16 protein-coding genes and 1 pseudogene are annotated in these 21,815 nt (G+C 71.3%); 5 read left to right on the forward strand and 12 right to left on the reverse strand.

The window, feature by feature from the left end; translation table 11 throughout:
• Window positions 1–9: 9 nt before the first annotated feature.
• The 12 genes and pseudogenes from SA2016_RS20110 to SA2016_RS20160 all read right to left on the reverse strand — a co-directional run bounded on the left by SA2016_RS20110 (window position 10) and on the right by SA2016_RS20160 (window position 13,918).
• Entirely contained in the window at window positions 10–753 is a 744-nt protein-coding gene (locus SA2016_RS20110; RefSeq protein WP_066501703.1) for an MBL fold metallo-hydrolase, read from the reverse strand.
• A gap of 40 nt (window positions 754–793) precedes the next feature.
• On the reverse strand, window positions 794–2,827 hold the full coding sequence (locus tag SA2016_RS20115) for a penicillin-binding transpeptidase domain-containing protein (protein ID WP_066501705.1): 2,034 nt from the start codon (window positions 2,825–2,827) through the stop codon (window positions 794–796).
• A 77-nt stretch (window positions 2,828–2,904) separates the two neighbouring features.
• A complete protein-coding gene (locus SA2016_RS21640; protein ID WP_141305485.1) occupies window positions 2,905–3,102 on the reverse strand; it encodes a hypothetical protein in 198 nt (65 codons plus the stop codon).
• A 198-nt stretch (window positions 3,103–3,300) separates the two neighbouring features.
• Window positions 3,301–3,573 carry a hypothetical protein gene (locus SA2016_RS20120; protein ID WP_066501707.1) on the reverse strand — a complete coding sequence of 91 codons (273 nt, stop codon included), beginning with the start codon at window positions 3,571–3,573 and terminating at the stop codon, window positions 3,301–3,303.
• A gap of 145 nt (window positions 3,574–3,718) precedes the next feature.
• Window positions 3,719–4,162 (reverse strand): response regulator, encoded by a 444-nt coding sequence (locus tag SA2016_RS20125; protein ID WP_066501711.1) that lies wholly within the window; start codon window positions 4,160–4,162, stop codon window positions 3,719–3,721.
• A gap of 203 nt (window positions 4,163–4,365) precedes the next feature.
• On the reverse strand, window positions 4,366–4,893 hold the full coding sequence (locus SA2016_RS20130) for a GNAT family N-acetyltransferase (protein ID WP_066501714.1): 528 nt from the start codon (window positions 4,891–4,893) through the stop codon (window positions 4,366–4,368).
• Between the two features lie 46 nt (window positions 4,894–4,939).
• Window positions 4,940–6,622, reverse strand: coding sequence for an ABC-F family ATP-binding cassette domain-containing protein (locus SA2016_RS20135; protein WP_066501716.1), 1,683 nt, complete (start codon window positions 6,620–6,622; stop codon window positions 4,940–4,942).
• 169 nt (window positions 6,623–6,791) lie between these two features.
• Window positions 6,792–9,427, reverse strand: a pseudogene (gene hrpB, locus SA2016_RS20140) (ATP-dependent helicase HrpB).
• Between the two features lie 14 nt (window positions 9,428–9,441).
• Entirely contained in the window at window positions 9,442–10,902 is a 1,461-nt protein-coding gene (locus SA2016_RS20145) for a glycosyltransferase family 87 protein (protein ID WP_174835364.1), read from the reverse strand.
• 56 nt (window positions 10,903–10,958) lie between these two features.
• A complete protein-coding gene (locus SA2016_RS20150; protein ID WP_066501718.1) occupies window positions 10,959–11,210 on the reverse strand; it encodes a hypothetical protein in 252 nt (83 codons plus the stop codon).
• A gap of 639 nt (window positions 11,211–11,849) precedes the next feature.
• The gene (locus SA2016_RS20155) at window positions 11,850–12,440 is read right to left on the reverse strand and encodes a histidine phosphatase family protein (RefSeq protein WP_229710884.1); all 591 of its coding nucleotides are present in this window, start codon (window positions 12,438–12,440) and stop codon (window positions 11,850–11,852) included.
• Between the two features lie 8 nt (window positions 12,441–12,448).
• On the reverse strand, window positions 12,449–13,918 hold the full coding sequence (locus SA2016_RS20160) for a CCA tRNA nucleotidyltransferase (RefSeq protein ID WP_066501720.1): 1,470 nt from the start codon (window positions 13,916–13,918) through the stop codon (window positions 12,449–12,451).
• 137 nt (window positions 13,919–14,055) lie between these two features.
• Here SA2016_RS20160 and SA2016_RS20165 point away from each other — a divergent pair, with 137 nt between their 5' ends.
• The 5 genes from SA2016_RS20165 (at window position 14,056) to trxA (ending at window position 19,829) form a co-directional block, all read left to right on the forward strand.
• Window positions 14,056–14,562 carry an NUDIX hydrolase gene (locus SA2016_RS20165; RefSeq protein ID WP_066502983.1) on the forward strand — a complete coding sequence of 169 codons (507 nt, stop codon included), beginning with the start codon at window positions 14,056–14,058 and terminating at the stop codon, window positions 14,560–14,562.
• An 8-nt stretch (window positions 14,563–14,570) separates the two neighbouring features.
• On the forward strand, window positions 14,571–16,538 hold the full coding sequence (gene murJ, locus SA2016_RS20170) for a murein biosynthesis integral membrane protein MurJ (protein WP_257125841.1): 1,968 nt from the start codon (window positions 14,571–14,573) through the stop codon (window positions 16,536–16,538).
• A 139-nt stretch (window positions 16,539–16,677) separates the two neighbouring features.
• Window positions 16,678–18,288: a hypothetical protein gene (locus SA2016_RS21645; RefSeq protein ID WP_066501722.1), complete on the forward strand. Its 1,611-nt coding sequence runs from the start codon at window positions 16,678–16,680 to the stop codon at window positions 18,286–18,288.
• A gap of 207 nt (window positions 18,289–18,495) precedes the next feature.
• A complete protein-coding gene (gene trxB, locus SA2016_RS20180; protein ID WP_066501724.1) occupies window positions 18,496–19,470 on the forward strand; it encodes a thioredoxin-disulfide reductase in 975 nt (324 codons plus the stop codon).
• A gap of 29 nt (window positions 19,471–19,499) precedes the next feature.
• Window positions 19,500–19,829, forward strand: coding sequence for a thioredoxin (gene trxA / locus SA2016_RS20185; RefSeq protein ID WP_066501726.1), 330 nt, complete (start codon window positions 19,500–19,502; stop codon window positions 19,827–19,829).
• Window positions 19,830–21,815 lie beyond the last annotated feature (1,986 nt).

A 21,815-nucleotide genomic window follows, 5' to 3' on the forward strand; every position in this document is an offset into this window, starting at 1 on the left:
ATGGATGCGTCAATGGCGGGAGACCACGAGGGCTCGAGCGACGGCAGCCTCGGCGCCCTGCATCCATGGTTCCCCGTGGCCCGGCAGGAGGATCGAGGCCCGCGTGGACGCGAGCTCGCCCAAGGACGCCAGGGCCGTCTCGCTGTCTGCGGTCGCGGCCTGGGCGACGATCTGCGGGCCACGGCCCCCCGTGTAGGGGTCGAGGGTCACGAGCGCGTCGCCGGTGATCACCGCATCCCGTTGGGGGAACCACAGCGCGACCGAACCCGCGGTGTGTCCGGGCACCTGCAGGAGCGTGGGGCTCCCCGGGAGCGCCCGCAGCGCGTCCTGGTCCAGGGTCTGCACGTCGCGCAGGCCCGGCACGGCGAACGCCCCGGCGGCGGCCATCTGGCCGAAGGCCAGGAGGGACTTCGGGTACCGGACCGGGTACAGCAGCGCGCTCCGCTCATGCCGGTAGCGGTAGGGGTGGGCCGCGATGTCATGGTCCGCGGCGTGCGCGTACACGGGGATGCCCAGCCTCGCCCTGAGGCGGGTGGCGGAGCCGATGTGGTCGAAGTGCCCGTGGGTCAGGACCAGCGCCCGGATGTCTTCCGGCCCCCTGCCGAGCTCCCGGACCGCCTGGGCGAGCAGCCGCTCGCTCGAGGGGAATCCGGCGTCCACCAGGAGGAGGCTCCCGCCCTCGTCGACCACGTACAGATTGGTGGCGGCATGCTCGAGCCGGTGGATGCCGGGGGCCGCGTTCTGGGTGAACATTGCGACCGGTTACCCCGCGGAGGTGGCTCGAAACGACGGCTCAGCCGGCCTTGACGAGGAAGTTCTTCAGCAGCGGCCCGGACACCGTCGCCCCCAGGCCGCCCTCCTCGACGAACACCGCCACCGCGAGGTCGCCGTGGGTCCCGATGATCCAGGCATGGGTCTTGGGCGGGGTGTCGGAGCCGAACTCCGCCGTGCCGGTCTTCGCTCCCACGGGACCGCCGGGGACGTCCGCGAGGAATCCGGCATGCCCGCTCGTGACGACGGCCCGCATCATGTCCTTCAGCACCGCCGCCTCCGCGCCCGTGAGCGGGGGGCCGGGCTGGGAGGAGGGACTCGCCGTCGTGCCTGCGGACGACGGCGCCGGGCTGGCCGAGCCGCTCCCGGCACCTGCGGGGGCGCTTGCGGCGGTGGCGGACGCGTCCGCGGACGGCGGGCCGCCCTGCGTGGTGGCAGCCTGGGGGTTGAGCACGAGCTGCGCCGAGACGGGCGAGCCCTTCGCGACCGATCCCGCCATGATCGCCGCCGCAAGCGGGGAGAAGAGCACCCTGCCCTGGCCGATCATCGAGGCAGCGTGGTCGGTGGAGCCGGCGTCGCCCGGGACGGATCCGAGGAAGGCCGGCGCCCCGAGCCTGGGGGCGCCGACGGCCACCCCGAGAGAGGTCGCAGCGGACTCGAGCTGTGCCTGCGAGACCTTGTCGCGCTGGGAGATGAAGGCGGTGTTGCACGAGTGGGCGTAGGCATCGCGCACGGTGATCTCGCCGAGCGAGGACGCGGGATAGCCGGTGGCGTTCTGGAACGTCTTGCCGTCCACGGTGAGGGTCGGGGTGCACTGCACCTTCAGGTCCGCGGTGGCTCCCTGGCGGATGAGCGCGAGCGAGTCGATGGTCTTGAAGATCGACCCCGGCGCGTACTGGCCGAGCATCGCGGTGTTGTACCCGTTGCTGCCGGGACCGGATGCGGCAGCGAGGACCGCCCCGTCGGAGGGACGCAGCGCGACGATCGCCGAGGCCGGCCCAATCCCGGCGAGCTCGTCCTCCGCAAGCTGCTGGAGGCGGGGGTCGAGGGTGGTCTTCAGGGGGGTGCCGGGCACCGGCTGCTTGGTGAACAGCGTGCGCCGGGACCCGGGGTCAGCCTTGAGCTTCTCCGCCGTGAGGTCCGCGGGCTGGGCGTGGACGGTGACCCCGTCCAGGCCGCGGAGCTGGGAGTCGTACTGGGCCTGCAGACCGCTCGCACCGGCCGTCTCACCGGGCTGGATCGTCCCGCCGGAGGCCTGCACCTGTTCCGCTGTGGCCTGCCCGATCACGCCGAGGACCGGCCGTGCGAACGTGCGCGTCGGCGCCAGGGGCATGCTGTCCTTGACGGTGATGGCGCCGGGGACGGCGGCGATCTGGTCGTCGGTGGGGGTGCGCCCGGGTTCGTCACGGAGCGTGATGGCCTCCACGAAGGCCTTCTCGCCGGCAGCCTTGACCTGCTTGGCGAACTCGCCGGGGTCGATCTTGACCAGGGCCGCGAGCTTGGCGGCGGAGTCGGCCTGGCGGTCCGCCGCGAGCTGGGACTTGTCGATTCCCACGCGGAGCACGGGCCGCTCAGTCACGAGCTTCGCGTCCCCGGCACCGAGGATGTCGGCGCGGGCGGGCGCGGTGGTGTCGAAGGTGAGGACCTCGGACTCGCCGAGCTGGGGGGCGAGGAGATCGGCCTTCCACTGCGTGAGCCAGCGGTCGCCGTCCCGGGCGAGCTGCGCCGTCGTCTGGTACGTCCAGTCCTGCCCAGCGAGCTTCCAGTCATAGGCGAGGACGACGCCGGCCTTGTCGCCGTCCACTTTCGGCTCGCCCGCGGTGACGGCCGGCTTCACCGCGCCGAGGCCCTTGAAGGCGGCGGCGAGCTGCTGCTGGGCGGCGGCCGGATCCTTGCCCTGCATCGGCACGCCGCCGACGTCGCGGGCGGCGAGCGCCGAGGCGAGCTGGCCCGCGGCCTGCTTGGCCGCAGACTGGCGGCCGTCGTCGCACGAGGTGAGCGCCGCGCCCATCACGGCGGCGGCGAGGACGAGAGAGACCACGCGGAATTTCCCCACGCCGACAGCCTAAGCGGTGGCTCCGACAGCGCTGGCACCGGCCGGCCGCGTGCTGCGGCCCCGGACGGGACGCCGGGTCAGAGCCTGCCGTTGCGGGACTCGTTCGCCCGCAGGGACCAGGCCGCCAGGAAGGCCAGGGAGAGCGGATAGGCGAGGGTCCCGAAGATGCCGCCGGCACACACGAGGACGAGGATCACCGCCACGGCCACGCAGGCCGCCAACCGCACCCGCACGCGCGGGGAAACGGGGGTCTTCTGGTGAGAGCTGACAGCCATTGCCCTCGCCTCCTGATCGCTCTGGAAGGCACTGTGTGGCGAGGGCTGCCGAGCCCGAGATGAAGCCTGTTTCCCCCGCGACCTGCTTGTCCACGATGCCCCAGCCCCCTGGATCCACTGTCGTCTCGCACCCCGGATCGGGGCCAGAGTCCAACGGCCCAGTCGGCCGGTCATGGCAGAGCGCGCCGGGGCGTACGCCTATCCGCTCCAGATGTCGCCGGCCTCGAGCCGGTGGAGCTGGGCCAGAGCCTGTTCCGCGTCGAGGCCCGCGCGCAGGAGTTCGTCCAGGATCTGCTCCTGGCGGCGCACCGCCTGGGGATCGAGGGCTCCTGCTGCGTGGGGCGGCTGCGGGAAGCGGACCGGGTCGCGGGGCGGCCGGTCGTCGGCTGCGTCGAGAGGACGGGGCGAGTGGGTGCGCCCGGCCGCGGGGCGGTCATGGTGGCGCGGGGGGCGAGCAGGGGCGTTCTTCATCGGTCTCCGTTTCGCATCCTCGAAGGGCTCCTCCAAGGGTCCGAGACGGCGGCTCCCAGCTGGAGGGCCAAAAGTCCTACGTCGTGGCCGCGCCGGGCGCGCACTCCGCAGCGCAGGGGCGCATCACAACAGGCTGAGCCGAGGATCAGTGGCCCTCGTCGGCCGTCTCCGGCACCGCGGCGCGGTCCTGGCCCGAGGACGCCGCCGCGGCCACGGCGGCGAGGAGTTCGGCGGTACGGATGTTCTTCAGGACGAGCGCGCTGGCTCCCGCCGCCGCGGCCCGGCGGCCGAGCTCGGGGGCGTCCCACGGGGCCAGGAGCACACACTGGATCGCGGGGTCAGCGTCCCGGACGAGGCGGCAGATGTCCACCCCCGCCCACGTGAGCATCCCGGCGTCGAGCACGCACACATCGGGCCGCAGATCCAGGATCCGCGCGGCCGCGGCGGCTGGGTCCCCGTCGGTGCCGATGACCTCGAACCCCTCGTCCTGGAAGAGCTCGCGGAGGCTCTCCCGGGCCAGGTCGTGACGGTCGTAGATGAACAGCCGGGCCTGCGGGCGCGCAGCACCGGAGGACGGTTGCGAAGACAAGGGCCGGCTCCTTCAAGCTCGATCCAGAAGGGGACCGCGAGAACGTCGTCGCCCTCATTCGGTCCGGAAGGGGATCGTCCAGTCCTGCCATTCTCCCCCCGCCGCGCCGGGTTGGATAGGGCCGGTAGCCACGGAGGCGCCGAACGGATCCGTGAGGTTGCCGCTTCGAGGAGCGCAGCTGTCCCGGAGTGCCGAGGAGCGCCTCAGAGCCTCAGCTCGAGCAGCACGGTGTCCCGCCACGTCCCCGCAAGGGGCCCGTGGCCCATGAGCGCGATCCGTTCCCGGCGACCCACCTCGCGGAAGCCGAACTTCCGGTGGAGCGCCAGGCTCGGGGCGTTCTCGGGGAACACAGTGGCCTGGACGGTCCAGATCCCGCGATTCCGGGACTCCTCGAGGAGGGCCGCCATGAGGAAGGTCCCCACGCCGCGTCCGCCGGCCCCGGGGTCCACGTAGAGCGAGTGCTCCACGACGCCGCGGTAGACCTCCCGGGCGGACACGCGGGCCGCACCGGCCCAGCCGAGCACCCGTGAACCAGCGCCCGACTCGCAGGCCACGAGCACGAACTCCTTCCTCGCGGCAAAGGCCTCCCAGGTGGGCGGGGGTGCTGATTCGAAGGTCGCGTCGCCGGGCTCGATCCCCGCGGCGTAGATGTCGCGGATGCGCGGCCAGTCCTCGGCGGTGGCGTCACGGGCGGTCAGGGCAGGCGGGGCCTCGGCGGAATGGGCGTCCATGGGGCGATGCTACGTGCCGCGCCGCCGGCACCGTGCGGGACTGGGCCTACCGGGCCCGCTCGACGCGCCCCTCGTCCCACACGGGCTCGGAGGCCTCGCGCACGGTGCCGTCGGAGCCGAAGACGAGGAACCGGTCGAACGACTTGGCGAACCAGCGGTCGTGCGTCACGGCCAGGACCGTGCCCTCGAACGCCTCGATGGCCCGCTCGAGCGCCTCGCCCGAGTGGAGGTCGAGGTTGTCGGTGGGCTCATCGAGGAGCAGCAGCGTGGCCCCGGAGAGCTGCAGGAGCAGGACCTGGAACCGGGCCTGCTGGCCGCCCGAGAGGGACTCGTACTTCTGCTCGGACTGGCCCGCGAGCCCGTAGCCGTCGAGGGCACCCGCGGCGGCCTCCCGCGCGAGGCCCGAGCGGTGCTCGTCGCCGCGGTGGAGGATCTCGAGCAGGGTCCGGCCCGCGAGATCCGGGCGGGAGTGGGTCTGGGCGAAGTACCCGGGGCGGACTCGGGCCCCGAGCCTGACCGTCCCCTCGTGCGCAACAGGGGCGATCACGACCTCGGAGACGGGCAGGTGCTCGCGCTCGGGGTCGGTGCCGCCGAGCGCGAGCAGGCGCAGGAAGTGGCTCTTGCCCGAGCCGTTGGAGCCGAGCACGGCGACCCTGTCCCCGAACCAGATCTCGGCGGAGAAGGGCTTCATGAGGCCGGTGAGCTCGAGCTTCTCCGCCACCACGGCGCGCTTGCCCGTGCGGCCGCCGCGCAGGCGCATCCGTACGTTCTGCTCGACCGGCAGCGCCTCGGGCGGGCCGGCCGCGAGGAACTTCTCGAGCCGGGTCTGGGCGGCGTGGTAGCGGTTGGCCATGTCGGACCGGAACGCCGCCTTCGTCTTGTACATGGTCACGAGTTCCTTGAGCTTCGCGTGCTCCTCGTCCCAGCGCTTGCGCAGCTCTTCGAACCGGGCGTTCCGCTCGGCCCGGGCCTCGACGTAGGAGGCGAACCCGCCGCCGTGGACCCAGGCACTCGCGCCGTTGATCCCTGGTTCGAGGGTGACGATGCGCCCAGCGGCGTTGTTGAGCAGCTCGCGGTCGTGGCTGATGAAGAACACCGTCTTGCGCGAGGAGTTGAGCATGTCCTCGAGCCACCGCTTGCCGGGCACGTCGAGGTAGTTGTCCGGCTCGTCGAGGAGCAGGAGGTCGTCGGGGCCGGCGAAGAGTGCCTCAAGGACGAGCCGCTTCTGCTCGCCCCCGGAGAGGGTCGATGCCGCGCGGTGCTGGGCGCGCTCGTACGGAACGCCGAGCGCAGCCATCGTGACCTCGTCCCAGACGGTCTCCCACTCGTACCCGCCGGCGTCGCCCCACTCGGCGATCGCGTGGGCGTAGGCCATCTGGGTGGCCTCGCCGTCGTTCTCCATCATGGCCAGCTCGGCGGCATCGAGCGCCCGGCCCGCGGCGGCGACGTCCGGCGGTGCGGCTCCCAGCAGGAGGTCCCGGACGGTCGAGTCGTCGCGCACCTGGCCGATGAACTGCCGCATGACGCCCATCGCGCCGGACCGGCCCACCACGCCCTCATCGGGGGTGAGGTCGCCCGCGATGATCTTGAACAGGGTCGTCTTGCCCGTGCCGTTCGGGCCGATGAGCGCCGTCTTCGAGCCCTCCGGGACCTTGAAGGCCACTCCGTTCAGGAGCGGGGTGCCGTCCGAGAGGACGTAGTCGATGCCGGAGAGGTCGAGGTGGGCCACCCATCAAGGGTAGTGGCTGGCCGCTGCACCCTTGACACCGCCCGTGGCGGGCATTTCGACACAACCCGGTCCCCGAACAGGCCCGGAACGGCCCCAAGAACGCCTGAGTTGTGTCGATATGCCCGAGCGTCGATATGCCCGAGCACCGTCAGAGGTGCCGGGCACCGCCTCACTCTCCCGCGAGCCGCCTCTTCGTCTTCGCCGTCGCCACCGCGGTCCACGGGTCCTCGGGCCAGGGGTGCTTGGGGTAGCGGCCGCGCATCTCGGCGCGCACCTGCGCGTAGGGGCCCGACCAGAAGGAGGCGAGGTCGGCGGTCACGGCGAGCGGCCGCCCCGCCGGGGAGAGGAGGTGGAAGAGCACCGGCACGCGCCCGTCCGCGAGGCGGGGCGTCTCGGCCCAGCCGAAGCATTCCTGGAGCTTGACCGCCACGATCGGGAGCGCGCCCGGTCCCCCTGTGCTGTCCGTCGCCGCGACGTCCTCGACCGGCGGATACTCGATCCGCACCCGCGACCCGCTGGGCACCTCGAGCCGCTCCGGCGCGAGCTCGGCGAGCCGGGACGCCTCGGGCCAGGGCAGGAGGCGTCGCAGGGGCTCGGCGAGGTCGATCCCGCGCGCCGCGGCGCCCCGGGCGAGCGCGTCGACCTCGGGGCCAGCCAGTCGTCGAGGCGGGCGAGCAGGGCGGCCTCGGACACCTCAGGCCAGGGCGCGCCGAGCTCGCGGTGGAGGAGGGCGAGCCTGCGGCGCAGGGCGTCCGCGCCCTCGGACCAGCCGATGGCACCGAGACCGTCCGCCGAGAGTGCCCGGACCACGGCGGCGTGGCCCTCCTGGGGTGCGGGCCGCACCGGGGTCGAGGTGAGCTGGATGGCGCCGAGCCGCCGCTCGCGCCGCGCCGCGACGCGCCCGTTCGCGAAGCCGGCCTCGACGCGGTCGGTCAGCAGGTGTGCGGCGGCCGCCTCGGCGAGCTCGCGGGTGATCGGGGCGGCGGCGCGCACGGCGGCGCCCGTCCCCGCCGCGTCCCGGCCCGCCGCCCGCGCGGCGTCGGCCACGGCGAGCCACTCGTGCCCGGACAGGGAGCTGCCGGCGGGGAGTCCGGCCCGTGTGCCGGAGGCGAGCAGATAGGCCTCCCGGTCGCCGGGGACCCGGCGGGCCACCGAGCCGGGGAAGGCGAGGGCGATCACGGCCCCCACCTCCGTTGACGGTTCATGTCCCTCCGTTGAGGGGTCATGTCCCTGCGCGGACCCGGCCCCGGCTTCCCGCGCGATCCGCTCGAACCGCCTGACCTCCTCGGCCCAGGCGCGGGACAGCGGGTCGCGGCCAGACCGCAGGGCCCCCAGGAGGCGTCCGAGGTCCGCACCGGGTGGGCGCAGGTCACGGGCAGCCATCGCGACCGCCTCGGCGGCGGCGCGCGCGCCGACCAGCCCGGCCCCCTCCAGCAGCGCGCGGGCCAGCCGCGGGTCGGCGGGGATACGGGCGAGCCTGCGCCCGAGGGCTGTGGCCTGGCCGGCGTCGTCCACGGCGCCGATCGCCGCGAGCACGGAGAGGGCGTCGGCCAGGGCCGCACGCGGAGGCGCGTCCGGGAGCGCGAGGCCCCAGCCGCCGGGCGCTCCCCAGCACGCGAGGACGAGCGCTGCCTCGGTCAGGTCCGCGGAGGCGATCTCGGGGGTCGAATGGGCGGGGGCCGCGGCGTAGGCCCGCTCGTCATAGCAGCGCACCACGCGGCCTGGCCCCTGGCGCGCGGCGCGCCCGGCCCGCTGCTGTGCCGAGGCGCGGGAGCACGAGACGGTCACGAGGCCGGACATCCCGCGGGAGGAGTCCCGGCGAGGTTCGCGGGCCAGCCCGGAGTCGATGACGAGCCGCACCCCAGGAACCGTGAGCGACGACTCGGCCAGCGCGGTCGAGACCACGATCCGCGGCCGGTCCCCGGGGCCCCGGCCGGACACCGCGCGGTCCTGTTCCGCGGCCGGGACCTGGCCGTGGAGCTCGAGGACCTCGGTTCCCCGCGCCCGCGCGCGCAGCCGCTCGGCGACGTGCCGGACCTCCCGTGCGCCGGGGAGGAACACGAGCGCATCGACGTCCCGGCCGGCGGCCAGCTCGGCCGCGTGCTCGGCCGCCGCGGTGTCGGCCACGTGGTCGAGGAAGGTGCGGGCCACTCCGCGCTCGTCGAGCCTGGGCGCGTCCGACGGCGCCCACGTCACCTCGAGCGGGTGCAGAGCGGACGGGCAGTCGACCACCGGCACGGGTCCATCGTCCCCGCCCAGCAGCCTGGCGAAGCGCGGTGCGTCCACGGTGGCGGACATGGCGACGAGGCGGAGGTCGCCGCGCAGCTGCCGGACCTCGGCGAGCATCCCCACCAGGAGGTCCGTCTCGAGCCCGCGCTCGTGGACCTCGTCGAGGACCACGGCGCTGACCCCGTCCAGGCCCGGGTCGGCGAGCAGGCGGCGCACCAGCACCCCGGGCGTGACGAACTCGACGACGGTGTCCGCGCCAGCCGTCCGCTCGCCCCGCACGGTGTACCCGATCCGGTGCGCACCGGCGCCCTCCAGCGCGACGAGCCGGTGCGCCGCGGCCCGTACGGCGACCCGGCGCGGCTGGGTGACGACGACGCGCGGCGGGGCGCCGCCGTCGTGCGCCTCCGCGAAGGCGAGGTTCGCCACGAGCGGCGGCACGAGGGTGGTCTTGCCGGTGCCCGGGGGCGCCTGCACGACCGCCGCGGAGCCCGGGTCCGCGAGGGCCGTCCCGAGCTCCGCGAGCGATCCGGCGAACGGGAGGCCGGCGCCGATGCGGGCCAGATCGAACGGCGGCATGGGCGGGCGGGAGGTCACCGGTCCGCTGTGGCGGGCGCAGGAGCCGCCCGGCGCTCGAGGGAGCGGACCGTGACTGCATCCGGGGCGTGGTCGAAGTCGCCGCCCTGGGGGTCGTCCTGGCGGCTGCGGCGGACAGGGTCGCCGCCCGGCTCGTAGATGTCCATGACCACCCGCACGCAGAGGTAGGCGACCGCACCCATGTGCGCGAGGACGGCGCCCACGTAGTAGGGCGAGTCGATGTTGTTGGTGGCCGGGCCCCCGCTCGTGATCGCGCCGAGGTACATCCACACCGCCCACCAGTGGAGGGCCTCGACGGCCATCCAGACGAGGAAGTCGCGCCAGCGTGGCCGGGCGAGCGCGAGCAGCGGGATGAGCCACAGGACGTACTGCGGGGAGTAGACCTTGTTGGTGAGGATGAACGCGGCCACCAGCAGGAACACGAGCTGGGCGAGGCGGGGACGCCGCGGGGCGTGGAGCGCCACGAAGGCGATGAGCACGAGGGCGAGGACGAAGGAGACGGCGGCGATAGCGTTGACGGCCGGTGCGTCGAGCGCGGCCCAGCGCAGCCGGCCGGCCACGAGGTTGTAGGCGTAGTACGCCGAGGAGAAGCCGGGCTGCCGGTCCCGCGTGAAGGTGAAGAAGTACAGCCAGCCGCGCAGGTCGAGGAGCATGAACGGCAGGTTGGCCAGGAGCCATGTGCCCACGGCTCCCCCGAGGGTGAGCCACAGGGGCCGGTACCTTCCGGTGCGCACGGCCAGGAGCAGGATGGCCCCGAGGGCGAGGACGGGGTACAGCTTCGTGGCCGCGCCGAGGCCGATGAACACCCCGGCCCACAGCGGCTGCCGGCGGGCGAACGCGTACATGCCGATCGCCAGCAGCGCGAGCGGCCACATGTCCCAGTTGATGAACCCGGCGAGGATAGCCCCGGGGGCCACGGCGAGCATGGCGGCGTCCCAGGGGCGCCGTGGGTTTGAGCGGGCGGTCACGACGACGGCAACGATCCACATCACGGCCACGAGCACCGCGTTCACGTCGAAGTAGCCGGTGGCCCGCGCCTCGGTGTTCCCGGTCCCCGGCACGAGGAGGGCGGTGAGGCCGGCGATGAGGCTCGTGAGCACCGGGTACTCGAACGGCGCGTTGGCGTTGAGGAAGGGCAGGACCCCGTCGGCGAGGCCGCGCTCCTTGAACAGGACCGGGAAGTCGGAGTAGCAGGTTGCGTAGAAGTGCTGCGGGGTGGTCCAGCCGTTGACCCTGCAGTAGCCCTTGAGGACCACGCCGAGCACCGCCGCGAGCACGGTCAGGACCACGAGCACCCGCTCGGGGGTCCAGAATCCGCTGCGGATGATCCCGGGGGCGGCGTGCTCGCCGAGGGGCCCGCCCACGGCCTCGGAGAGCGTGTGGAGGAGGGGGTCGTTGCGGGTCGGCGAGATGACCGCCTGCCGTGCTTCGGGCTTCTCGTCGGAGCGCACCACCATGGCCTCGAGCCTACCGGCTGGCTGGGCGGCCCGCCCCAGCACGGGGGCGGGCCGGGTCAGAGGACCGGCCGCGAGAGCACGAGTTCGCGCTGGACGGCGTCGCGGTGGGCGTCGATGCGCTCCGCGTCGATCCGGGCCAGGCCGAGGGCGCGCAGGGCGCTCCGGATGCGATGGGCCACGGGGGTCACCTCCTCGGGGGCGGTCTGGGGCTGCGGGGGCACGCTGGCGGACGACGGCGGGCGGGCCGCCGTGCGCTCGGCGCGCAGGGATTCGGTGTCGGTCAGGGGCAGCGGGGTGCGCGAGGGCATGGGAGCTCCAGGGCAGGGGGCAGCGCGGCAGGGCGCGGCCTGGCGGACCGTCGCCGGCGGGCGACGAAAGGGCAGGGGTTATCGCCGAAAGGGATAACGGTGAATTCCGCAGCGCAATTCGCCCGCAGAAATGCAGGGGAATTGTCAGGGCGGGAATGACCTGTGGAATATCAGGGGTCCACAGGACGTGCCGCCGTCGCAAGGCCCACGGAGGGCGCCGGGGACGGCGGGGAAAGGAAGCGCGGCGGCGGCTCCGGACGGCCCGTCAGGCACGCCGGGCGTACTGATCTCCACGAACGGCCCGCGCCACGGCCCCGGGGGTGCCACCTAGAAGGCGGTACTCACTGAGGAGACGCGGCGTGAGGGCCGGTTGGCCGAGGGATCAGGCGCTGCAGGCGCCAGAGACCGGCAGGAGGCCGCGATGACCGCCCATCGCAAACGCGGTCCAACCACGGTAGAGAACCTTGGTCATCATCATCGGTCCAGCCTCCTTCTTCGCCAGTAGGTCTTTGGGGCAACTGCTTCGGGAACGGCTCGAAAAAGCCGTGCACCCATAAAATACCCACTGCCGGCGATAAACCGCAAGCAGAAAAGCAGGATTCTTTGAAAGAATTCCGAGCTTCCCGCGCGGGCCGCCGCTCAGAGCCCCCAGGCCTCGACGGCCGGCGTCCTCTTGTCCCAGCCCAGGCGGCAGGCCTTCGCGGTGCCGAGCACAAAGTGGCGCCCGGCGGACGCGGGCAGGCCGAGCCAGCGTGCTGCGAGGATCCGGCAGAAGTGGCCGTGCGCCACCACGAGGGCGTTGTCGACGCCGGCGGTGCGCACCCGCTCGACGATCCTGTCGGCGCGCTCCCCGACGTGCTCGAGCGCCTCGCCGTTCGGCACGCCGTCCTTCCAGATGAGGTAGTCCGGGTTCTCGGCGCGGACGTCGGCGGACCGGACGCCCTCGTAGTCGCCGTAGTCCCACTCGACGGCATTGGGCTCCGGCTGCGCCTCGGGGAAGCCGGCGAGCTCCGCCGTCCGGCGCGCCCGCACCAGGGGTGAGGTGAGCACGAGGCCGAAGTGGACGCCGTCGAGCGCCCGCCGGGCTGCGCGGGCCTGGTCCTCGCCGACCCGCGTGAGCGGAAGATCGGTCAGCCCGGTGTACTGCCCGCTCCTGGACCATTCGGTCTCGCCGTGGCGCAGGAGCCACAGCCTCGTGAGACCGAAGTCCTCCATGCCCGGAAGGCCCATCCCGTCCACTAGTGCTCCTTGCTCTCGACGCTCTCTGCTGCTGATGCCGACTCGGGCTGCTGCGCCCACCACGCGAGCAGGCGCTCGCGCGCCTCCTCCTCGGAGGCGGGGCCATGCTCCATGCGCTCCTCGAGCAGGAACTTGTACGCGCGGCCCACGAGGGGCCCGGGGCGCACGCCCAGGATCGCCATGATCTGCTGCCCGTCCAGATCGGGGCGGATCGAGGCGAGCTCCTCCTGCTCTGCCAGCTCCGCGATGCGCCGCTCGAGGTCGTCGTAGGCGAACGCGAGGCGGTCCGCCTTGCGCTGGTTCCGCGTCGTGACGTCGGAGCGGGTGAGGCGGTGCAGGCGCTCGAGGAGGGGGCCGGCGTCGGTCACGTAGCGCCGGACGGCCGAGTCGCTCCACCCGGCCTCGCCGTACCCGTAGAAGCGCATGTGCAGCTCGACGAGCCGCGCCACGGCCTTGATCGTGTCATTGTCGAAGCGCAGGGCCTTCATGCGCTTCTTCACGAGCTTCGACCCCACGACGTCGTGGTGGCGGAAGGTGACCCCGCCGCCCGGTTCGAAGCGGCGCGTGGCCGGCTTGCCGACGTCGTGCATCAGCGCAGCGAACCGCAGCACGAAGTCCGGGCCGGGCACGGCACCGTCGGGTCCCGTCTCGAGCTCGGCAGCCTGCTCGAGCACCGTGAGCGAGTGGTGGTACACGTCCTTATGGCGGTGGTGCTCGTCCGCCTCGAGGCGCAGCGCGGGGACCTCGGGAATCACGTGCTCGGCGAGGCCAGTCTCGACGAGCAGGTCGATGCCGGTGCGCGGCTCGGCGCCGTTGACGAGCTTCACGAGCTCGTCGCGCACGCGTTCGGCCGAGACGATGGTGATCCGCTCCGCCATGCCGGCCATCGCCGCGCGCACCTCGGGGGCCACCCCCACGCGCAGCTGGGAGGCGAAGCGGGCGGCGCGCATCATGCGCAGGGGGTCGTCGGAGAAGGACAGCTCGGGGGTGCCCGGCGTCCGCAGGATCCCGGCACGCAGGTCCGCCAGGCCGCCGAACGGGTCGACGAGGGTCAGCGAGGGCAGGCGGAGGGCCATCGCGTTCATGCTGAAGTCGCGCCGGCCGAGGTCCGCCTCGAGGCTCGTGCCGAAGGCCACCTCGGGCTTGCGCGAGGCGGAGTCGTAGGCCTCGGCCCGGTAGGTCGTGACCTCGATCTGGTGCCTGCCCTTGCGCAGACCGATCGTGCCGAATTCACGGCCGATGTCCCAGTGGGCGTCCGCCCACCCCTTCACCACGGAGAGCGTCTCATCCGGCGTCGCATCGGTCGTGAAGTCCAGGTCCGGGGACGTGCGGCCGAGGAAGAGGTCGCGCACGGGACCGCCCACGAGCGAGAGCTCGAATCCCGCCTCGGCGAACCTCCGCCCGAGCTCCAGGACCACCGGGTCCACCTCGAACTGGGGCCCGTGCGCTGCCGTGTCATCTGCTGCCATAGTCCTTAAAGCTTGGCAGATCCCGGCGCGTGCGCGCTCCGCGCCCCCGGTGCCGTCCCGGCCGGGGCTCGTTGGTTAGAGTGGACTGCATGGTCATCCCGTTGCCGAGCGATCCTCAGAAGAGGAGGAGTGCGCCCCTGCCGTCGGCCGTCGGGCCGCACATCGCCCCGGCCGGGCACGCCTATCCCTCGTCCCTCCCTACCGTTGAAGAGGTCTCGGCGGGCGGGGTCGTCGTGGACACGGCGGACCCCAACCTCCCGGTGGCGATCATCGCCCGGCTCAACCGAGGCGGCCGCCTCGAGTGGTGCCTGCCCAAGGGCCACCCTGAGGGACGCGAGTCGAACGAGCGCGCGGCGATCCGGGAGATCAGCGAGGAGACGGGCATCTCCGGTGAGATCCTCGCCCCGCTGGGCAGCATCGACTACTGGTTCACCGTCACGGGCCACCGCGTCCACAAGACCGTGCACCACTACCTCCTGCGGGCGGTGGGCGGGAACCTGACCATCGAGAACGACCCCGACCACGAGGCGGTCGACGTCGCGTGGATCCCCATCTCGGAGCTCACCCGGCGCCTGTCCTTCCCGAATGAGCGCCGCATCGCGGACCTGGCGCGCGAGGTGCTGCCCGAGCACCTCCTCTCGTGAGGCAGGCCGTGGCGTCACCCAAGTCCGCACCCGCCTCCGAGGCCCGCTCGAGCGCGATCATGGCGGCCGGCACCCTGGTCTCGAGGGCGCTCGGCTTCATCCGCTCGTGGATGCTGATCCTCGCCCTCGGTCTCGGCTCGACCGTGGCGGACACGTTCGTCAACGCGAACAACCTCCCGAACCTCATCTTCCTGCTCGTGGCCGGCGGCGTGTTCAACTCCGTCCTGGTCCCGCAGATCATCAAGGCCAGCAAGGCCGCAGACGGCGGGGCGGACTACATCAGCCGCCTCCTCACCCTCGGCGTGATCGTCATGCTGGTGCTCACGGCCGCGGTCACGGTGGCCGCGCCGTGGGTCATGCAGCTGACCACTTCCGGGTACAGCCCCCAGCAGCTGGCCCTCGCGACCGTCTTCGCCTACTGGTGCCTGCCGCAGATCTTCTTCTACGGGCTCTACGCCCTCCTGACCCAGGTGCTCAACGCGCACGGCGCCTTCGGGCCGGCGATGTGGGCGCCGATCGTGAACAACATCGTCGCGATCAGCGGCCTGGGCATGTTCGTGTGGATCTTCGGGGCGAACCGGAGCAATCCCCACAGCCTCGACAACTGGACCAGCGCCCACACCTTCTTCATCGCTGCGGTGTCCACCATCGGCGTCGCGATCCAGACCGCACTGCTGTTCATCCCGGTCCTGAAGCTCAGGCTCGGCCTGGCTCCGCGCTTCGGCTGGCGGGGCGTGGGCCTCGGTGCCGCCGCGAAGCTGGGCATCTGGACGCTGGCGACCACCGCGGTGGGCCAGCTGACGTTCCTGTACGTCATGAGGGTCGCGTCCCAGCCGGGCGCCGAGCGCGAGCGGCTCCAGGAGGCCGGCAATCCCCTGTGGCAGCAGGTCCCCGGCAACACGGTGCTCGAGATCGCGTCGCAGCTGTACCTCCTGCCGCACTCGATCATCGCCCTGTCCCTGGCCACGGTGCTGTTCAACAGGATGACCGAGGCGTCCCAGGCGGGGAACCGTGCCGGCGTCCGGGAGGCGCTCTCGCACGGCCTGCGCACCATGGCCGTCGCAACGGTCTTCGCGGCCCTCGCCCTGTTCGCGCTGGCCGCGCCGCTGGGCATGTTCTTCTCCGGCGGCCGCGCGTCGGACGGCGTCATGCTCGCCCAGACCCTGAGCATCCTGGCGCTCAGCACGCCGTTCATGAGCGCGAACTTCATGATGGCCCGCGTCTTCTACGCCAAGGAGGATGCGCGGACCCCGTTCAAGATCCAGCTGTGGCTCGCGATGCTCAACGTGATGGGCGCGTTCACGATCCAGTTCCTGCCGCCGCGGTACATCATCTTCTCGATCGCCGGCCTCTACACAGTCGGGAACATCCTCTCCGTGGTCCTCAGCAGCCACTACCTCCGCCGGCAGCTCGGCCACCTCGACGGGCCCACGGTCGCCCGCTCGTACATCCGGATGGGCTACGCGGCGACGGGCTCCGCCCTGGTGGGGGCCCTTGCCGTCGGGCTGCTCGGCGGTTACAACCCGAGCGGCTTCATCTGGAGCTCCAACTGGGCGGCGCTCGCGGCGATTGTGATCATCGCCGTGCCGATGCTCGTGGTCTACTTCGTGCTGCTGCGGCTCTTCCGCGTCAGCGAGGTGCAGGACCTGCTCGGCCCGATCCTCGGACGCCTTGGCGGCCGGTTCGCGCAAGGCGGCGGCGCCCCGCCGTCGCCCGTCCCGGCGCACGACGGCGCCGCTGCCGCCGGCTCCCAGCCGGAGCGCACCGAGGCGCCCATCACCGCCGCCCTCACCACGATCTCGGATGACACCGGCATCATCCCGCGCATCTCGGGCCAGTTCGACCCGGTCATGTACCGGGCCAGGCCGGCCACCGCGCCCGTCGAGAGGATCCCGGGGCGCCACACGTTCCAGGGACCGCCAGGAGAGAATCCGCACTTCCCCGACGAGTCGGACCACCACCGCCCCGAGGCTTGACAGCCCCTTCCGCTAGGATCACTAGCAGCACAAGCGCGGCCACCGGTCGTGCCCGCGCCAGCGACCAGGAGGTATCCGTGGCCCAGTCCATCGACGTCGGCACCGTGCTCGGGGGCGGTACAAAGTCACGTCTTCGATCGTGACGTCCCACGAGAGCGATCTTGTCCTCGGCGGCGTGGACCAGGTCCTGAACCGGCCCGTGAGCATTCTCGTTGCCGGGCCCTCGAACGCGGACCAGCTGGCCCAGAGCGCCCGCGAGGTGGCCATGGGCGAGCGGCACGGGGCCGTGCAGGTGCTGGATCTCGGGATCAGCCACGGCTCCACGTACCTCATCACGAACCACACCTCGCCCGCGGACCTGCTCGACCTGATCGTCCCGCAGGAGACGCCGTACGTCGAGCCGTTCTTCACCGACACCCTCGGCAGCGAGATCTTCGGCGAGTCGCGGTCCCGCGAGCCCGAGACGTACGACGGCATGGTCGACCCTGGCCGTCCCGACCAGTACATCCGCTACGACGACTACGGCGAGCCGGAGCATCCCGAGGACCAGGGTGCCCACGGCGGCGGTGCTCCTGGCGCGGCGGCCGCTGGGGCCGCGGGCGCGGCTGCTGCGGCAGCTGCGGCAGCTGCGGCCCGGCGGGAACACCAGCAGTACGAGTCGGGCGGGTTCCCCCCGGTGCAGGACCGGCCCACGCAGCAGCAGCCGCGTACGGCGCAGGGCGCCAGCGCACCCGGGGCGGTCCCGCCGCCTCCGCAGGCACCCCCGCGCTCGGCCGGCACGCCGTCCTCTTCGGCGGACACGTCCACCCAGGCCTTCGGTGCCGCGGCTGCGGGTGCCGCGGGCGCAGGTGCGGGTGCCGCGGCCGAGCCTGCCTCGGAGGCCGCATCGCCGAAGGTCACGCCCTGGTCGTCAGCCGGTAACCGGGACGCCTCGGGCGGGGCCCCCACCGCCGCCGCTCCGCAGCAGAGGCCGGCCGTGCAGCCTCAGCCGCGCCAGCAGCAGCCGTCCGCCGGCGCCGCGCCATTCCTGCCGGCGGCGGTCAGGCCGTCGTCGCCCGCCACCGACGATGGCGACTACGAGGACGACGAGTCGACGCGCCCACGTTCGATGCCCTGGCTCGTCGGCGGGGTGCTCGCCGTCGTGCTCATCGCCGCGCTCATCTTCGCCTTCACCACCCTCGGAGGGCTGTTCCAGCCGCAGCAGGGCGGCACCGCGAGCACCGGCCAGGCCAGCCAGCAGCCGACCGCCAGCCAGGAGCCGAGCGCGTCCGCCTCGGCCGAGCCGACCGCCCCTGCGGCGCCCCCGGCCATCGACTCGGTCACCCGACTCAACCCGGAGGAGCTCTCCTTCGCGAACGCCTTCGACAGCAGGCTCCCGCTGACCTTTGACGGGAACACCGCGACCTACTGGTCCGACATGGAGTTCGCGCGGGAGGACTGGGGCGGATTCACCAAGAGCGTCGCCCTCTCGGTCAAGCTCGCAAACCCCGCCCAGATCAAGCAGGTCACCCTCATCCAGTCCGGAGGATCGGGCGGCAACCTGAGCATCTACACCAACAGCCAGCCGAGCCTCAGCGGAGCCGCCCTCGCTGGGACCACGTCCTTCACCGGGCCGCAGGTGTCGGTGCCGGTCAGCGGCTCGCCGACCGCACAGTACGTGATCATCCAGATCAACGCGCTGCCCCGGCTCTCGGCTCCCAAGACGCAGTACCCGTACGGGCTGCGCCTCGCTGAGATCAAGGTCGAGTAGCGGCCGCTCCGCACGCACGTCGTGGAGGGCCCCGGGTCACACCCGGGGCCCTCCGCTGTTTCACGGGTGCGTGTGACCCCTGCTTGGGATGTGCCCCGGCCCCATGGGTACCCTTGGACCAGACAGCGTCCCGGAATATCGATATCCATCGGCGTGTTGTGGATGCTGACGCCAACCGTTGAATGCCAAGGAAGAGGTACGCACTCCGTGAGCACTGCAGAGACAAGCGCAGAGATCCGCGACGTCATCGTCGTCGGGTCGGGTCCCGCGGGGTACACCGCCGGAATCTATACCGCGCGAGCCAACCTTAATCCGTTGATCTTTGCTGGTTCCGTGACCGCGGGCGGTGAGCTCATGAACACCACCGAGGTGGAGAACTTCCCCGGCTTCCCCGAGGGAGTCCAGGGTCCCGAGCTCATGGACAAGTTCGAGCAGCAGGCCTCGAAGTTCGGCGCGCAGATCGAGTTCGAAGACGTCGAGTCGCTCGAGCTCGAGGGCGACATCAAGTCCGTGACGTTGGCCAGCGGTGAGACCTACCGGGCACGCACCGTGATCATCGCGACGGGCTCCGCCTACCGCGAGCTCGGTCTCCCCAACGAAAAGCGGCTGTCCGGCCATGGAGTGAGCTGGTGCGCCACGTGCGACGGCTTCTTCTTCAAGGACCAGGACATCGCCGTGATCGGCGGCGGCGACTCGGCCATGGAGGAGGCCCTCTTCCTCACGAAGTTCGCCCGCTCGGTCACTGTGGTTCATCGCCGTGACTCCCTGCGCGCCTCCAAGATCATGGCGGACCGTGCGCTCGCCCACGAGAAGATCACCTTCGTGTGGAACTCGGCGGTTGCAGACGTGATCGGCGCTGACAAGGTCACGGGCCTCCGGCTCAAGAGCACCGTGGACGGTACCGAGTCCGAGATCGCAGTGACCGGTGTTTTCGTGGCGATCGGCAACGATCCGCGGACGAGCCTGGTCAAGGACGTCCTCGCGCTCACTCCCGAGGGCACCATCGCCGTGGAGGGCAGGTCCTCGAAGACGAGCATCCCGGGCGTCTTCGCCGCCGGCGATGTTGTGGATCCCACCTACCGTCAGGCCATCACGGCAGCCGGTTCGGGTTGTGTCGCCGCTCTCGACGTCGAACACTACCTGGCCGACGTCGAGGCCCGCTCCCTCGCAGCACAGTCCTGAGACCCACCCTAGAGATCGGATCAGAAGAGATGAGCAACGCCAAGAACGTCACTGACGCCGAGTTCACTGACAAGGTCCTCATGTCCGAGAAGCCTGTCATTGTGGACTTCTGGGCCGAATGGTGCGGACCGTGCCGCAAACTCGGCCCGATCCTCGATGACATCTCCGTCGAATACGCCGACAAGGTGGATGTCGTGAAGGTGGACGTCGACAACAACCCGAACATTGCCGCCGAGTATGGGATCACATCGATCCCCGCCGTGTACCTGTTCGAGAAGGGCAAGGTCACGGGCACCGTCATCGGCGCCCGGCCCAAGCAGTACTTCGAGAAGGAGTGGAACGAGGTCCTCGCGAAGTAGGACTGCCTTCCGCAGCTGCGATGCTGGGGGGAGGACGCCAAGAGGCGTCCTCCCCTTTTCTTGTGCAACGATGCCCCGCACACGTTCTCCCTCGCACGCCCTAGTGCGTCGGTGCTTCACGTGAAACGCCGCTGTCTTCGTAGACCAGCTCGCGCCCCATGAGGCGCGCGAGCCGAAGCAAGCGACGCACGCGCGGCTTTCATGCTCGCGGCACCGCGTTCGCTCATCCCTGCTTGCGCATCCTATTCACCCGGAAGCCCGATCGCCCAGGCTGTTCCGACCGCTGTTTCACGTGAAACGAAGGTCCGTCGCGTGCCCGCTGTTGAGAAGCCCCCGCCGAGGATTTTCCGTAGAAAGAGACACCTCCTATCGAGGTGGTCCTGCTAATCCCACATCGACAGCAGCCCCTAAAGCCCAAGTGGCCAGGCTGCATGGTGGGGCCACCACGGAACCGCAATCCCGCCGACACAACGCCGCAACCATACCTTGGGACCCGCACCCCGGGGGCATCAGATCCCATGGACGGACAGCGGTCAGCATTGAAATCAGCCCAAACTCAGGACCTGCAGGTTGGCACTACCCTGCACGGCTAGTGTTGGCAGCGGATCGCTTCGTGTCACCACCTACTCCCATCCGCTTACCTGTAACTGCCGACCCACGAGCACCACCGGCCAGCAGGAACGTTCACGTGGCGGAAACGGGGTGTCTCGCTACGCCGCATGCCCTCTGGACAGATTCGCGGGCCCCCGTCGTTGCGTCGTGAGCCGATGATTTTCGATTCTCGACCAGGAGCGTGAGCGGGCCGCAGCATCGTGCGCGATCTCACCTGCGTCGCTCTAGTCACGCGTTGCGATGGACGAGAATTCACTAGAAGTGCGCCCGGCGGTCCTCCAGGCGCCCGTAGACGATCGACGGTCGTCCCCGGCTCATGTACCGGACAACATAGCGCTTCCTCGCAGGCGGCGGTGATGGGCCGGTCCGACGATCTACACCAGCTGCCGGCGATGGATCGCTGCTGACCCCCCCGGCAGCAGTTACGGTCTGTAGGCCAGCGAGACTTCTACTAGATGCCAAATCCGCGCCGATCGACGGGCAGACGCGTCGGTTCCCTCAAAGAGCCGGTCGATGCCCTAGCTGGTCGTCATCACGGTTTCTCGACGACTTGGGACACGCCCGAACGCGGCAAGGGCGGCCGCATCGAAACAGTCTGTCTATGTTCGGTCTTCGCACGCCCCAGTCCTGTGCTCTGCCGCTATTCTGGAGACGCGCCGCTCGCGAGGACGGTCCGTGCATCTTGCTCAGCGTTGCGACTGACGGCAGCGCCCGCGTTCGCCCGGGCCCGGTCGGCAGACTGGCCCCCGGTACGGGGCGGCATCCCAGACGCGTACGGCGACGAGGCGTCGCCCTTGAGTGGTGGCCACGTCGCGAAAGGGTGCGCAGGGTGCTGTCTCTGTTTCACGTGAAACACCGCGGCCATGGTTTCACGTGAAACGACGCCTCTCCTTACGGCCGGGCCGGCAGCTTGTGGAACGCCCATCCATGGGTACAGTCGCGCGGGTTATCCACACCAAACCGAACCAACGGCCCAGTACTCCACAGGGTTATCCACAGGCAATATCCACAGCCGGTTCTGCCGCGCTGTGCTGGCCGTCGTTACCAGCTGAGACAAGGAGGGCAAGCGGCATTGTCCCCTCCGGGCTCGGATTCGTTGTGGGTGCCAATTCGCAGCCGCCGTCGACCTCCAGCTACGAAGCACCGGACGTGTCCCACAAAACTCGGCCCGAGTCGGCTGATTTCAGCCCCTACTCATCCATCGGAGCACGTATCGGAGTGCCTGGGCTTACTCACTGTCGGGCGTGGATGCCGCGACAGCGCGATCATTGCATGAACACAAAGGACCGCAGCCCGCACATTCCACGCCGGCGCTATGCACGTGTCTCCGCCCACCGCCACGGACGTCGCAAATCCACAGCACTTATCCCCACC

This window comes from Sinomonas atrocyanea (assembly GCF_001577305.1).
Classification (GTDB): Bacteria; Actinomycetota; Actinomycetes; order Actinomycetales; family Micrococcaceae; genus Sinomonas; species Sinomonas atrocyanea.

Excerpts from the sequence above, each read along its gene's own strand:
- SA2016_RS20160 (WP_066501720.1), bottom strand. The coding sequence starts at position 13,918 with ATGGCAGCAGATGACACGGCAGCGCACGGGCCCCAGTTCGAGGTGGAC.
- SA2016_RS20130 (WP_066501714.1), bottom strand. The coding sequence starts at position 4,893 with ATGGACGCCCATTCCGCCGAGGCCCCGCCTGCCCTGACCGCCCGTGAC.
- SA2016_RS20145 (WP_174835364.1), bottom strand. The coding sequence starts at position 10,902 with ATGGTGGTGCGCTCCGACGAGAAGCCCGAAGCACGGCAGGCGGTCATC.
- SA2016_RS21640 (WP_141305485.1), bottom strand. The coding sequence starts at position 3,102 with ATGGCTGTCAGCTCTCACCAGAAGACCCCCGTTTCCCCGCGCGTGCGG.
- SA2016_RS20120 (WP_066501707.1), bottom strand. The coding sequence starts at position 3,573 with ATGAAGAACGCCCCTGCTCGCCCCCCGCGCCACCATGACCGCCCCGCG.
- SA2016_RS20150 (WP_066501718.1), bottom strand. The coding sequence starts at position 11,210 with ATGCCCTCGCGCACCCCGCTGCCCCTGACCGACACCGAATCCCTGCGC.
- SA2016_RS20110 (WP_066501703.1), bottom strand. The coding sequence starts at position 753 with ATGTTCACCCAGAACGCGGCCCCCGGCATCCACCGGCTCGAGCATGCC.
- trxA (WP_066501726.1), top strand. The coding sequence starts at position 19,500 with ATGAGCAACGCCAAGAACGTCACTGACGCCGAGTTCACTGACAAGGTC.
- SA2016_RS20155 (WP_229710884.1), bottom strand. The coding sequence starts at position 12,440 with ATGGGCCTTCCGGGCATGGAGGACTTCGGTCTCACGAGGCTGTGGCTC.